Source organism: Streptomyces zagrosensis (assembly GCF_014203645.1).
GTDB classification, from domain to species: domain Bacteria; phylum Actinomycetota; class Actinomycetes; order Streptomycetales; family Streptomycetaceae; genus Streptomyces; species Streptomyces zagrosensis.
On sequence record NZ_JACHJL010000005.1, the window covers coordinates 295,073 to 308,077 of the forward strand.

General features: G+C 70.1%; 10 protein-coding genes and 1 pseudogene. 5 read left to right on the forward strand and 6 right to left on the reverse strand.

Going from position 1 to position 13,005, the window contains the following annotated elements; all coding sequences use genetic code 11:
• Positions 1-32: 32 nt before the first annotated feature.
• Together FHS42_RS12500 and FHS42_RS12505 are read right to left on the reverse strand one after the other, a co-directional pair.
• A complete protein-coding gene (locus FHS42_RS12500; protein WP_246494599.1) occupies positions 33-830 on the reverse strand; it encodes an endonuclease in 798 nt (265 codons plus the stop codon).
• A 186-nt stretch (positions 831-1,016) separates the two neighbouring features.
• The gene (locus tag FHS42_RS12505) at positions 1,017-1,340 is read right to left on the reverse strand and encodes a plasmid stabilization protein (protein WP_184572104.1); all 324 of its coding nucleotides are present in this window, start codon (positions 1,338-1,340) and stop codon (positions 1,017-1,019) included.
• Positions 1,341-1,950: 610 nt separating this feature from the next.
• Here FHS42_RS12505 and FHS42_RS12510 point away from each other — a divergent pair.
• From FHS42_RS12510 to FHS42_RS12525, 4 genes and pseudogenes are all read left to right on the forward strand, one after another.
• Positions 1,951-2,907: an LLM class F420-dependent oxidoreductase gene (locus FHS42_RS12510; RefSeq protein ID WP_184572106.1), complete on the forward strand. Its 957-nt coding sequence runs from the start codon at positions 1,951-1,953 to the stop codon at positions 2,905-2,907.
• Positions 2,908-3,077: 170 nt separating this feature from the next.
• Positions 3,078-4,883, forward strand: a complete 1,806-nt coding sequence (locus tag FHS42_RS12515; protein ID WP_184572108.1) for a thiamine pyrophosphate-requiring protein — start codon at positions 3,078-3,080, stop codon at positions 4,881-4,883.
• 67 nt (positions 4,884-4,950) lie between these two features.
• A pseudogene (locus FHS42_RS38195) lies at positions 4,951-6,046 on the forward strand (enolase C-terminal domain-like protein); the annotation flags it as partial.
• A 76-nt stretch (positions 6,047-6,122) separates the two neighbouring features.
• Positions 6,123-7,274 carry a baeRF2 domain-containing protein gene (locus FHS42_RS12525; RefSeq protein WP_184572110.1) on the forward strand — a complete coding sequence of 384 codons (1,152 nt, stop codon included), beginning with the start codon at positions 6,123-6,125 and terminating at the stop codon, positions 7,272-7,274.
• A 169-nt stretch (positions 7,275-7,443) separates the two neighbouring features.
• Here the strand turns inward: FHS42_RS12525 and FHS42_RS12530 are convergent, their stop codons facing one another.
• On the reverse strand, positions 7,444-8,484 hold the full coding sequence (locus tag FHS42_RS12530; protein ID WP_184572383.1) for a sugar-binding transcriptional regulator: 1,041 nt from the start codon (positions 8,482-8,484) through the stop codon (positions 7,444-7,446).
• A 127-nt stretch (positions 8,485-8,611) separates the two neighbouring features.
• Complete coding sequence (gene rpe, locus FHS42_RS12535; protein ID WP_184572112.1) at positions 8,612-9,307, reverse strand: ribulose-phosphate 3-epimerase; 696 nt, start codon at positions 9,305-9,307, stop codon at positions 8,612-8,614.
• Positions 9,308-9,571: 264 nt separating this feature from the next.
• Here rpe and FHS42_RS12540 point away from each other — a divergent pair, with 264 nt between their 5' ends.
• Positions 9,572-10,051, forward strand: coding sequence for an HIT family protein (locus FHS42_RS12540; protein ID WP_184572114.1), 480 nt, complete (start codon positions 9,572-9,574; stop codon positions 10,049-10,051).
• 125 nt (positions 10,052-10,176) lie between these two features.
• On the opposite strand, the gene FHS42_RS12545 is transcribed toward FHS42_RS12540, so the two are convergent.
• Positions 10,177-11,592 carry an RsmB/NOP family class I SAM-dependent RNA methyltransferase gene (locus FHS42_RS12545; protein WP_184572116.1) on the reverse strand — a complete coding sequence of 472 codons (1,416 nt, stop codon included), beginning with the start codon at positions 11,590-11,592 and terminating at the stop codon, positions 10,177-10,179.
• Between the two features lie 86 nt (positions 11,593-11,678).
• Positions 11,679-12,728 (reverse strand): LLM class flavin-dependent oxidoreductase, encoded by a 1,050-nt coding sequence (locus FHS42_RS12550; RefSeq protein ID WP_184572118.1) that lies wholly within the window; start codon positions 12,726-12,728, stop codon positions 11,679-11,681.
• Between the last annotated feature and the right edge of the window lie 277 nt (positions 12,729-13,005).

Here is a 13,005-nt window from a genome sequence, read left to right on the forward strand (position 1 = left end):
CGTTCAGGCGGCGCGGCACGGGGCGCAGCCGCCTACGCCGCCGCCTTCTCCCGGACCTCGTCCACGACCGAAGCGTCCAGCGCGGCGCGTACCAGGCCAGCGGCCAGGGCAGCGGTGTCCTCGCGGGCAACCAGCGGGGCGAGGTCGCCAGGCCGGTCCGGCAGCCCCAGGCGCTCCGCACCCTTGAGGGCCTTCGCATCCAGATACGGGGCGAACTCGGGCCACGCGAGCTGGGCCTCACGCACGAAGATGTCGGCCCCGGTCGGGCCGAGCCCCGGCACCTCCTGGAGCAGCGCGCGCAGCTTCTTCACGTCGCCGTCCGCCGCGTCCCGCATCCGGCGCAGATCGCCGCCGTAGCGGTCGCGCACCAACGCGGCGCCCTCGCCGAGCTGAGTGGCGGTGCGCTCGTCATAGCGGCGATAGCCGCCTTCACCAAGGGCGTCCACGCGCTGCTGCCAACTCGCCTCCGCCATCCGCCGCGGGTCGCGCATGCCCGCGTCGGCCAGCGCCCGGGCGGCAGCCACCGCCACGGATGCCCTGATGCGCGCGCTCAGCAGGTCGGCCAGTACGAGAAGCTGGTACAGCGGCTGCGGTGTGTCACGCAGCCGAATGCCGGCTTCCGCAGCGTAGGTCTGGCCATGGGCATCGAGCAGAGCGTGCACGGTGTCCTGCCGTCCGGACGCCTTGCCGGACCCAGACGCCTTGTCTGAAGTCTTGCCTGAGGTCTTGGCTGCGGACTTGTCTGCGGACTTGGCTGCGGACTCGCCGGGCGGCTGAGACACCTTGCCGTGCGGCTTCCTTTCCGAGGTTTTGCCGCGCGTCTTCGTCATGCTCTCGCCTTCTCTCGTGTCCGCCTCTCTGCTGTCTTGGTTTCCTACGCGGCCTCATCCGCGCCTCTGCCTCGTGCGCCGCAAGCGGCCCCCCACGCATCCGCAGCCTTCGCGCGCGCCCCCGCGCGGCGTATCGAAGCGCACAGCACTTCGGCGGCGCGCGGGAGCGCGGGGCGAGCAGCCGTTCTAGCGGCGGACGGCCTTCGCCAGTTGGTCCTTGTTCATCGACGAGCGGCCCTCGACGCCCTTGCGCTTGGCCTCTTCGTACAGCTGGTCGCGGGTGGGGCCGCCCGAGCCGCTGCCGGAACGCTGGCCGCCGCGACGGCTGGAGGACATGTCCTGGGTGGAGGTGCGGCTCGCCGTCTTGGACTCGCCAGCACGGGCACGTTCCTTGTTGACGGTCCTGGCGGCGATCTCCTTCGCCCGCTTGTTGCCGGTGCCGCGCTCCTCCTGGCTCTCCTTGATCTTCTCGTACTGCCGCTCACGCTTGTTGTTCGAACCTTGGGGCATGGTCGTACGTCTCCTCGGTAGCGGTGGGTGAGCCCATGTCCGGACTTTCCGTCACACCACCTCACTCTGGGGCAAACCGGCCAGTGGCGCGACATGGCTGTTATGGCCTCAGTTATGGCTTCAGCCGTGGCCTAGTTATGGACTAGTTATGGCCTCTGGCCGGCGTTTGTCTCCCGCTCGCGGCTCATCAACTGGGCGACCTGGCGGGCCTTCCCGGGGCGCCTTTGCTCCGGAGAGTGCCTCGCGATGCCCATGCGTACCGGCGCCGCCGCAACCACGCGTACCAAGCCATGGCCACGCATGTCGTTGCGACGCCGACGACGAGCCGCACCGCCGGTGCTGGCCCGGTACCCCGCATCCGCCTCAGAAAACCGGTGAGGGGCGCGGGTCAGCGGATTCGGGGCAGGTCCGCAAAGAGCCCGGGTGAGGCCCGCAGGCGGCCTGGAGGCTGATCGACGAGCCCAGCGTTCGGGCCCGAATCGGCCCCCGTATGCCCAGAGGTTTCCGCGTGCTGCGAGCGGCTACCCGGCCAGCGCACATCGAGGACGCCACCAGCGCGCTGGGAAAACGTGCAGGGCGTCGAGGCCGTCGAGGGCGTCAAGGAGGCCACATGACGAGATACGGATATTTCCTTGCCTGCGAAGAGCACGGGCCGCGAGAACTGGTCGAGCAGGCGCGAATGGCCGAGCAGGCCGGGTTTTCCGCGCTGTGGATCTCCGACCACTTCCACCCCTGGAACAGCGAGCAGGGGCAGAGTCCCTTCGTATGGTCAGTGATCGGAGCGCTCTCCGAGGCCACGTCCTTGCCGGTGGAGACGGCCGTGACCTGCCCAACGGTGCGGTTGCACCCGGCGGTCACGGCACAGGCCGCCGCTACCAGCGCCGTCCAACTCGGTGGCCGCTTCCGGCTGGGCGTCGGCAGCGGCGAGGCGCTCAACGAGCACATTCACGGCGACCGTTGGCCGCCGGCTCCCATCCGGTTGGAGATGCTGGAAGAGGCCGTGCAGGTGATGCGGCTGCTCTTCTCGGGCGATGAAATCAGCCACCACGGCAAGCACTACACGGTCGAGAACGCGCAGCTCTACACCGTTCCGGACGAGCCCGTGCCCATCGATGTGTCCGGCTTTGGCCCCACCGCGACCGAACTTGCGGGGCGCATCGGCGACGGCTACATCACGATGGCCCCCAGCGCCGACTCGGTGGCACGCTTTCGGCGCGCGGGCGGAACCACCAAGCCGGTACAGGGCGGGCTCAAGGCGTGCTGGGGGCCGGACCGCGAGGAGGCCATCCGCACGGCGCATCGGCTGTGGGCGACCGAGCAACTGCCGGGCGAACTCAACCAGGTGCTGCCCAGCCCGAGCCATTTCGAACAGGCGACGACCCAGGTGCCGCTGGAGAAAGTCGCGGAGAACGTGCCGTGCGGCGACGACGTGGACACGCATCTCAAGGCGATCACCGCATATGTGGACGCCGGGTTCGACACCGTATACGTCAACCAGATCGGCCAGGACCAGCGCGGGTTCTTCGACTTCTACCGAGCCAAGGTCCTGCCCCAACTGCCCGATTGAGCCCCGGCGCCGCTGCACCAGAACCGCCCACGCGCCCCGGTTACGCGCCCCCTATCCGCCGCACCATCCACCACTGCGCCCGTCCACTGCGCCCACCCGCCTCCGCACGTTTAGCGCTACTCAATGCACGCTCCCGAGCCGCCACGGCGGCCGGGCCCGAGGGGAGAGCCATGTCCACGAAGGTGTCCGACTACCTCCTGCGCCGTCTTCGGGAGTGGGAGGTGCAGCACGTCTTCGGCTATCCGGGCGACGGCATCAACGGCCTGCTCGCCGCCTGGGAACGGGCAGCCAACCAGCCCACGTTCATTCAGGCTCGGCACGAGGAGATGTCCGCGTTCCAGGCAGTGGGCTACGCCAAGTTTTCCGGCCGCGTAGGGGTGTGCGCGGCGACCTCGGGTCCCGGCGCGATTCATCTGCTCAACGGCCTGTACGACGCGAAGCTCGATCATGTGCCGCTGGTTGCGATCGTCGGGCAGACCAATCGCAGCGCCATGGGCGGCTCCTACCAACAGGAGGTCGATCTGCTGAGCCTGTACAAGGATGTGGCGTCGGACTTCTGCGAGATGGTGACCGTTCCCGAACAGCTTCCGAACGTCCTTGATCGAGCCATCCGCACGGCGTACGCCAGGCAGACGGTGACCGCCATCATTATTCCGGCCGATGTGCAGGAGTTGGACTACTCGCCGCCGAGCCACGCGTTCAAGATGGTCCCCTCCAGCCTGGGCCTGGCGGCCGGCGCCCCGGTCCCGGCCGAAGCGGAGGTCACGCGGGCGGCCGAGTTGCTCAACGCCGGCGAAAAACCGGCCATCTTGATCGGGCAGGGCGCGCGGGGTGCCCGCGCTCTGGTCTCGGAGGTTGCCGAGACGCTCGGCGCTGGCGTCGCCAAGGCGCTGCTGGGCAAGGATGTGCTGTCGGACGATCTGCCGTATGTGACCGGTTCCATCGGGCTGCTCGGTAGCAGGCCCTCATACGAGATGATGCGCGACTGCGACACGCTCTTGGTGATCGGATCGAGCTTCCCGTACACCCAATTTCTGCCCGAATACGACCAGGCCCGTGCGGTGCAGATCGATATCGACGCACACATGATCGGAATGCGCTATCCGTTTGAGGTGAATTTGGCAGGTGACGCCAGCGAGACCCTGAAGCGGCTACTGCCCCTGTTGCGGCGGAAGAAGCACGGCTCGTGGCGGCGCAAGATCGAGAAGGACGTCGTCCGCTGGGCCCAGGTGATGGAGCGGCGAGCCGAGGTGGAAGCCGACCCCATCAACCCGGAGTACGTGGTGCACGCCCTGGACCCGCTGCTGCCCGACAACGCGGTGATCACGGCCGACTCCGGCTCGGCGGCCAACTGGTACGCCAGGCATCTGCGGATGCGCGGCTCCATGCGCGGGTCGCTCTCGGGCACGCTGGCCACCATGGGCCCGGGAGTTCCGTATGCGATCGGTGCCAAGTTCGCGCACCCGGATCGGCCCGCGATCGCCTTGGTGGGCGATGGGGCGATGCAGATGAACGGGCTCGCCGAGATGATCACCGCGGGGAAGTATTGGCGGGAGTGGCAGGACCCCCGCCTGGTGGTCGGCGTCCTCAACAACCGGGACCTGAATCAGGTCACCTGGGAGATGCGCGCGATGTCCGGCTCCCCGCAGTTCGTGGCCTCGCAGGCCATCCCGGACGTGCCGTACGGGGACTTCGCCCGTTCGATCGGCCTGGGTGGCGCCCGTGTGGAGCATCCGGACGGAGTCACGGCGGCCTGGCGCCAGGCGCTGGAGGCGGATCGGCCCTTCGTCATCGACTTCCGTACCGACCCCTCGGTGCCGCCGATCCCGCCGCACGCGACCTTCGAGCAGATCGAGGCCGCCGCGTCCGCACTGGTGCACGGCGATGTCGAACGTGGCCCGGTCATCAAGCAGGGCATCAAGGCGAAGGTGCAGGAAATGCTGCCCGGTGGCCGCTCACACAAGGGCGGAACGTGACGGACCAGTGAGCACCCGACCAGCCAGCGGCGTCCCCCGTCATGAACGGCAGCCATGAACGGCAGTCATGAACGGCAGCCAAGGCCCCGAGCCCGCCGGCGCCGACCGCACCGGGCCGCTGGTGGACGGCGCGTACGCCGAGGCGTTCACCGCGCCCACCGACGCACCCGAGGCGGACGCCACCGTGGCATGGGACGCCACGCCGCTGATCCTGGTGCGGGTGCGCGCGGGAGCGACCACGGGCATGGACTACACCTACGGCGCACCCGCGACGGTGGCGGTGGCGGTGGCGGTCATCAATGAGCAGTTCGCCGACGTGATCACGGGGCGCTGCGGTTGGGATGTACCGGCCGCCAACGAGGCGATGAGCCGAGCAGTACGCAACACGGGCCGCCCGGGGCTTGTCGCGGCGCCATTTCGGCCGTTGACATCGCCCTGTGGGACCTCAAGGCGCGGCTGCTTGGCCTGCCCTTGGTGCGCTTACTCGGGGCCTGTCATCAGGAGGTCCCGGTGTACGGCAGCGGTGGCTTCACCACGTACGACGAACGCCGCCAAGACCAGCAGTTGCGCACCTGGTGCCAGGAGCAGGGCATCCCCCGCGTCAAGATCAAGGTCGGGGAGTCGTGGGGCACGGCCGAGGCCAGGGACCTGGACCGGGTGGCGCGGGCGCGGCGCAGCATCGGGGATGCGGCCGAGCTGTACGTGGACGCCAACGGCGGCTATGACCGCAAACAGGCCGTCCGGCTTGGCCCCGCGCTGGCGGCGCAGGGGGTGAGCTGGTTCGAGGAGCCCGTCTCATCCGTGACCGCGCCGGGCTGGCGCAGATCCGGGCCGCGCTGCCGATGGACATCGCGGCGGGCGAGTACGGCTACGCACTCCCCCACTTCCGCGACCTGCTCGATGCGGGCGCCGTGGACTGCCTCCAGGCGGACGCGACCCGCTGCGGCGGCATCACGGTGTGGCTGCGGGCCGCGGCGCTGGCCGAAGCCGCCGGGGTGCGGATCTCCAGCCGCTGCGCGCCGCATGTGCATGCCCAGGTAGCGGCGGCCGTTCCTCGGCTTCGGCACCTGGAGTGGTTCCACGACCACGTACGGCTGGAGGGCCTGCTCTTTGCGGGCGTGCGCAGTGGGCAGCCCTCGGCACCGTCGGGTCAGTCCGTAGGGACGATCCGGTTCCGTTTCGCCCTGGCAGGGCACCCGAGTGAGCAGGCGCCCAACACCGTGATCGCAAGGAGGCATCATGCATCTTTCGCTTCTTCGTCCGATCCTCCCCCACGGCGGCCCCTGGGCCTCCGTCTATGTCGATGCCTCCCACTCCACGGAGGACGCGGCCAAACAGCAGGAGCTGACGGCGCGGGCCGCGTCGCAGGAGCTGGCCGGCCTCGGCGCGCCCGCCGCGACGCGTGACGCAATCTATGAAGCGCTGTTCCACACTCCGGAAGCCGGCCCGATCGGGAGGCCAAGGACGTCGGGCAAGCGCGCGGGGCGCGCCCTGTTCGCCACGGACGGCGAGGTCGTCATCGACGTACCGCTACCGGGGCCGCCGGCCGCCCCACTGACCACCACCTGGACCGCGCTGCCGAGGATCACGCCACTGCTGCGGGCCGTCGGCGATTCCCCGCCCTGCTTGGTGGCGTACGTGGACCGCACCGGAGCCGACTTCGAGGTGCGTAACGACGCCGGTCAGCAAGAGACGGCTCAGGTCAGCGGCACCGACTGGCCGGTGCACAAGACCGCGTCCGCGAGCTGGTCGGAACGGCACTTCCAAACGGCGGTCGAAAACACCTGGGAGCACAACGCGGCCGAGATCGCCGATGCCGCACAGGAGATGTGGCAGCGCTGCGGCGCCGAGGTGATGCTGCTGGTCGGTGACTCCAGGGAGCGTAAGGCGGTACGCGACAAGCTGCCCGAGCCGCTGCGATCGGTGACGGCGGAGAGCGAGCACGGCGGGCGGTCCACCGGCGCCGGCAGCCCGCAGATCGAGCGCGACATCGCCCAGGTACGCGCCGCGCGGGAGACCGAGCACGTCGCCGAGGTACTGGACCGCTACCACGCAGGGCAGGACGACGATGGCGGCGCAAACGCTGTCGCCGGAGTGCCGGCGCTGGTCGAGGCCGCGCGCGAGCATCAAATCGATACGCTGCTGGTCGGGCCGGACGGGCAGGACACCGGCCGGGAGGTATGGGTCGGCCCGGAGAGCGACCAACTCGCCGTACGGAGCACGGAGCTTCAATATCTGGGCGAGGTGCACCCCACCGCGGCGCGGGCGGACGATGCGCTGCTGCGCTCGGCCATCGCCAGCGGCGCCGAGGCCATTGCCGTCAGCGATCCCACCATCGCCCCGGTGGGCGGCCTTGGCGCGCTCCTGCGCTGGCCCGCCGGCCCGCACTGAGGGCCCGCGGCCCGCACTGAGCCGAACCGCCCTAGCTGTTCTGTGCTGTTCTGTCCGCGGAGGCCCGGCCTCCGCGGTCCGGGTCCGCCCGGATCGGGCGCCCCGCCTCGGCGGGCCTGCCCATCGGGCAACGGGCTGCCCGCGCGAACGACCCACGCGGACAACAAGCTCAGCCCGTGCCGTCCGGGTCCATCCGATCGAGCGCGGGGCGCGGGCCCGGGCCGGTTTCCAACAGGAGGTGGTCGGCTGCGGCCGTGTCCGTGACGAGGCTGGTCACCAGGCCGGAGCGGAGCACCGCGCCGATCGCGTCCGCCTTACGCAGCCCGCCGGCGATGGCCACCACTTCCGGGATACGGCGCAGCCGATTGGCCTCCACGGTGATGCAGCGCTCGCCGAGGTCGCGGCCGATGCGGCGGCCATCGGAGTCGAAGAGGTGTGCGGACATCTCGGCTGCGGCGCCGAGCGACGCGTAGTGTGCCCGCTCCTCCTGCGTCAACATGTCGTAGACGGTGGAGATGCCCGGCGCCCAGGAGCCGATGGAGACGGCGGCCACGGTGACCTTGTCGAAGTAGTCGAAGGCACGGGCGATGCCGGGCTGGCGGCGCAACGCGTCGGCGGTCGCAGGGTCGGGCAACAGCATGGGCGCATAGATGGGGTGGGCCTCGCCGCCGGAGACGGCGGCGGCCCTGCGCACTGCCTCGACCGAGCCGCGCTCGGCCGTGCCCGCGTCGTACACACCGGTGAGCTGGACGACGGTGCACGGCGGCAGCCGGTGCAAGGCCGCGGCCATGTGAATCGTGGACCGGCCCCAGGCGAGGCCCAGCACATCGCCCTCGGCGACCAGTTCGCCCAGGAGGTCGGCGGCGACCTCGCCCAGGTTCTCCGGGTCGGTGGGGGCGCCGCCCGTGGAAGCGCCGCCCGTGGAGGCCGTCCCTTCGTCCAGGGTGTCCGCAGGGGCGGTCGCGGATTCGACGACGACCGCGTGCCGCAGTCCGTAGCGGGCGCGCAACGCGTCCGAGCGTTCGGCGTCGAGTTCCGCGGGGACCCGGATCTCGATGCGTACGAGATCGCGGTCGAGCGCGGTCTCCAGCACGCGAGCCACCTTGAAGCGGCTGACGCCGAACTCCTCGGCGATCTGGATCTTGGACTTGCCCTCCAGGTAGAAGCGGCGCGCCATGGCCGCCGCCTGCACCAGCTCAGCGGGTCCCATCCGCGTGGCTGAACGGCCCGTCGCCACCGCGTTCTCCTCACTGTTCACGTTCTGGACTCAACCGTCATCCTGTCAGAAACAGCGGTCCTTGGTTCGCCCTTTACCTTTGCGTTCATCGAGCCGTGGCTCAGTGTCCGCACGCCCATGGGGCGGCGGCCGTGGCCTGCTGCGCTTGGGCCCGCAACCGGCGTACCGCGTCGGCCGGGTCACCCGCGCCGTAGACCGCGGAACCAGCGACGAAAACATCGGCTCCGGCCTCAGCACAGCGTTCAATGGTCGAAGACGAAACCCCTCCGTCCACTTGCAGCCACATCTGTAGCCCGTGCCGGGAGATCAACTCCCGGGTACGGCGAATCTTCGGCAGCATGATGTCGAGGAACGCCTGCCCACCGAAGCCGGGTTCGACCGTCATCACGAGCAACATGTCGAGTTCCGGCAGCAGATCCTCGTACGGCTCGATGGGCGTCGCAGGCTTCAGCGCCATGGCGGCGCGCGCGCCCTTGGCCCGGATCTCGCGCGCCAGCCGCACCGGTGCGCGTGCCGCTTCCACATGAAAGGTCACCGAAGCGGCTCCGGCCTCCACGTACTGCGGGGCCCAGCGATCCGGTTCCTCGATCATCAAATGGCAGTCAAGCGGAACGCCCGTGGCCTTGCCGAGCGACTCCACGACCGGCACACCCAACGTCAGGTTCGGCACGAAGTGGTTGTCCATCACATCAACGTGCAACCAGTCGGCGCCCTCGGGACCTGACACGGCTTTGGCCTCCTCCGCCAGGCGGGCGAAGTCGGAGGAAAGGATACTGGGACTGATTTGAACGGCCATGGCGCCAAGACTGCCACGCTCCACCACGACGGACAGACCCGGGACCGCCGCATTCTCCGCCCAGTTGGTCTAAAAACCCCCATGAAACCCGCACGATCAGTCACCATGATGCGTACGTATTCAGCCACTCGATTGCAAGGGCCAGCCCCCAACCGGCCCTGTTGAAGAACACTCAGCGCAGGGCCGGCCGCCGCGTCACATGGCTCGGCGTCCATCGCGGGCGGGCGCCCCGCACGTTGATCATCATGGGGTACGTTCCTGGCCATGGGCGACGACTGGAGAACGGACCGCATCGGCAGCGCCCTGCGGGGCGAGAACCCCACCGTGCTGCGGCGTCTGAAGGCGGGTTTCGCCGTCATCGGCGATGTGCAGTTCCTCCCCGGATACGCGGTGCTGCTCAGCGATGAGCCCCAGGTGCAGCGGCTGTCCGAACTGCCGAAGGCCAAGCGGCTGGCGTTCCTGTCCGACCTGGACCTGCTGGGCGAGGCCGTTGAGCAGGCCTGCCACCGGCTGGACCCGGCGTTGCGCAGAGTGAACCTGGAGATCCTCGGAAACACCGACGGATTTCTCCATGCCCATGTGTGGCCGCGGTACGAGTGGGAGCCGGCTGACCTGGTAAAAATGCCGGTCTGGCGCTATCCGCGGGACAACTGGAGCGACAGCCGCTTCGCACTCGGACCCGACCATGCCGCGCTACGGGCCGCGCTCCGCGACGAACTTGACCGGCTGCGCACCGCGGATTGAGGCCGGTACGAGGCCGCCTGGTGGCCGCCCCGTACCGCTGCTGCCGCGATGTTGTGCGCTCGCCGCGGCCGGTTGGGGGCGGGCCGGCAGCGCGGCGGGGGCGACTGACTGCCGCCGCCCTGTGCTCAGGCCGTGCGGCGTAGCAGTGCCAGGTACATCGCGTCGGTGCCGTGCAGGTGCGGCCACAGTTGCACGTCAGGGCCCTCGCCCAGGCTGGTGATGTCGGGCAGCAGGGGGCGGGCGTCGATCCACTCGGCGGTTCCGGCGGCCTTCATGACGTCATCGACCACGGCCCGGGTCTCGGCCAGGTGCGGTGAGCAGGTCACGTAGGCGACTACGCCACCGACGCGCGCCGCCGCCAGCGCCTCGCGCAACAGCCCGCGCTGGAGCGGAGCGAACCTCGCCAAATCTTCGGGCCTGCGCCGCCAGCGCGCCTCGGGCCTGCGACGCAGGGCGCCGAGCCCCGTGCACGGCACGTCCACCAAAACCCGGTCGAAGGAGCCGGGGCGCCAGACCGGGCGGGTGCCATCAGCGGTGATCACCTGGTAGGGGCCGGGGTTGCCGGCCAGTGCCCGCGCGACCAGGCGCGCCCGGTGTGGCTGCTTCTCCGAGGCGAGCAGCGTGGCGCCGCGCTGTGCTGCCAGGGCGGCGAGCAGTGCGGCCTTGCCGCCGGGGCCCGCGCAATTGTCCAACCAGCGCGCGTCGGCACCCTCCACCGGGGCGTTCGCCAGCGCCAGGGCCACCAGTTGGCTGCCCTCGTCCTGCACGCCGGCGTGCCCCTCGCGGACCGCGTCCAGCGCCCCCGGCTCACCGCCTTCGACGAGCCGCACGGCATACGGCGACCAGCGGCCGGGCAGCGCCCGGTCCGCGCCGACCGCTGCCGTCAGTTCCTCCACCGTGGCCCGGCCCGGGCGGGCGACCAGGGTGACCTCCGGGCGTTCGTTGTCCGCCGCGAGCAGGTCCTCGATGCCGGCCCGGCCGCCGCCGAGCGCGTCCCACAGCGCGGACACCACCCAGCGGGGGTGGGCGTTCATGACGCCCAAGTGCGCCTCGGGGTCGGCGTCATAGGGGGGTGCCACGCGACGCAGCCAACCGTCGAGGTCCTCCGCGGCGATCTTTCTGAGTACCGCGTTGACGAACTTGGCCCGCCCGTCCCCCAGCACCACCCGCGCCAGCTCCACGGTGGCGCTGACCGCGGCGTGCGTGGGAATCCTGGTGCCGAGGAGTTGATGCGCGCCCAGGCTCAGCACGTCGAGCACCGGCGGGTCCACCTCGCGCAGCGGCCGATCCACGCACGCGGCGATGATCGCGTCGTAGGTACCCTGCCAGCGCAGCGTGCCGTAGACCAGTTCGGTGGCCAGGGCCGCGTCCCGTGCGTCGAAGGTGTCGCTCTCCCTGGCCTTGCGCAGCAGCGGTGGCAGCACGAGGTTCGCGTAGGCGTCCCGCTCGTCAACGGCCCGCAACGCCTCGAAGGCCAGTACCCGTACGGGGTCCTTCTTCGGTCGGCGGTACGGCTTGGCAGAAGGGCGGCGATCGTTCACGAAAGGTGCTCCGGAGCTGGGATTATGAGGGTTCCCAGCCTACGTGCCCTGACAGGTGCCCCGCCTGCGGTGGGTCCCGCCGCAGGTCACAGCAGTACGGGCATGATCTCGTCGTGGATCAACCGCAACTGCTCGGCCACGCTGGCGACCCCGGGCAGCTCCCGCCCGGTGAACACCTTCACCAAGGTCTCGTCGGTGATCGCGCAAATCACATGGTTGACACCGGCAGGCACCAGCTCCGTACGGATCTTTTGTGCGCACTCCTGCGGCGTGCCCGCGATCGACAGCCGGTCGGCCACCTCCGGGCTGGTGAGCTCGATGCCGCGGGCCAGGTCCCCGGCGCCGATGGCATCGATGACGGGCCGCAGCTCCAGCGGGTCCACTCCGTTGCGTAGCAGTTGCTCCGCGGGCATGGACGATGCGTAGATGCCGACCATGCGGCGCGCCGCCTCCTTGGCGAGCGCGGAGTCGGGCCCGGTGGCGAAGACGACCCAGGCGCCGATGTCCAAGCTCCGCCAGTCCCGTCCGGCCCGCTCGGCGCCCACGCGCAGATGCCGTACCGCGTACTCGTGCGCCTCGCGCGTGTAGCTGAGCGCGTGATGGCAGCCGTCCGACAACTCCCCCGCCGCCTCGAACGACTTGGGCCCGCGCATCGCGCCCAGCTTGAGGGGCACTCGCTGCTGCACCGGACGGGCGAAGGTGAACAGCCCGTCGTAGCGGAAGAATTCGCCCTGCCGCGTGATGGTCCCCTCATCGAGGAAGGTACGCATCACACCGAGCGCCTCCTTCACCCGAGACAGCGGGCGCCCCTTCGTCCAGTCGATGCCGTACTGCGCCAAGAGCCCGAAGTTGCCGCTGGAGAGCACCGCTTCGGCCCGGCCGTTGGAGAGCTCGTCCAGCGTGGCGAGCGCCTGGGCGATTAGCGTCGGCTCGCGGAGGGTGACCGGGGAGGCGCTTGGCCCGAGTCGGATGGTGCTTGTCTGCCCCGCGGCCACCGCGAACAGCAGCCATAGGTCCTTGTGCCAGGTCTCGTCGGCGGCGTAACAGGCGTAGAAGCCCAACTCGTCGGCGAGCCGGATGGAGGCGAGGGACTCATGGAGCGGGTAGTCGGGAAGCATGGCGTAGCTGAACCGCATGTGCGCCGCCTTTCTCAACGGAGCGGGACGTACGGGGCGGGAGCGGAGCGTACGGGGCAGGGGCGGACGAAACGGCGGAGGCGGGCAGGTGTAAGCGGGCAGGTGCAGGCGGAGCGGTCAACGGGTCGCTGCGCTACCGGTGTTGCGCGTTCGCCCGGCACCGGCCCGATCCGTCAGGCCCGTAAAAGTCTTGGCCTCGCAAGGCCGCTTGTCCAGAGCGCACAGCACCGCTACGACACGCCCCGCGGCCCTACCCGCCGCCGGCCCCCACCCACCC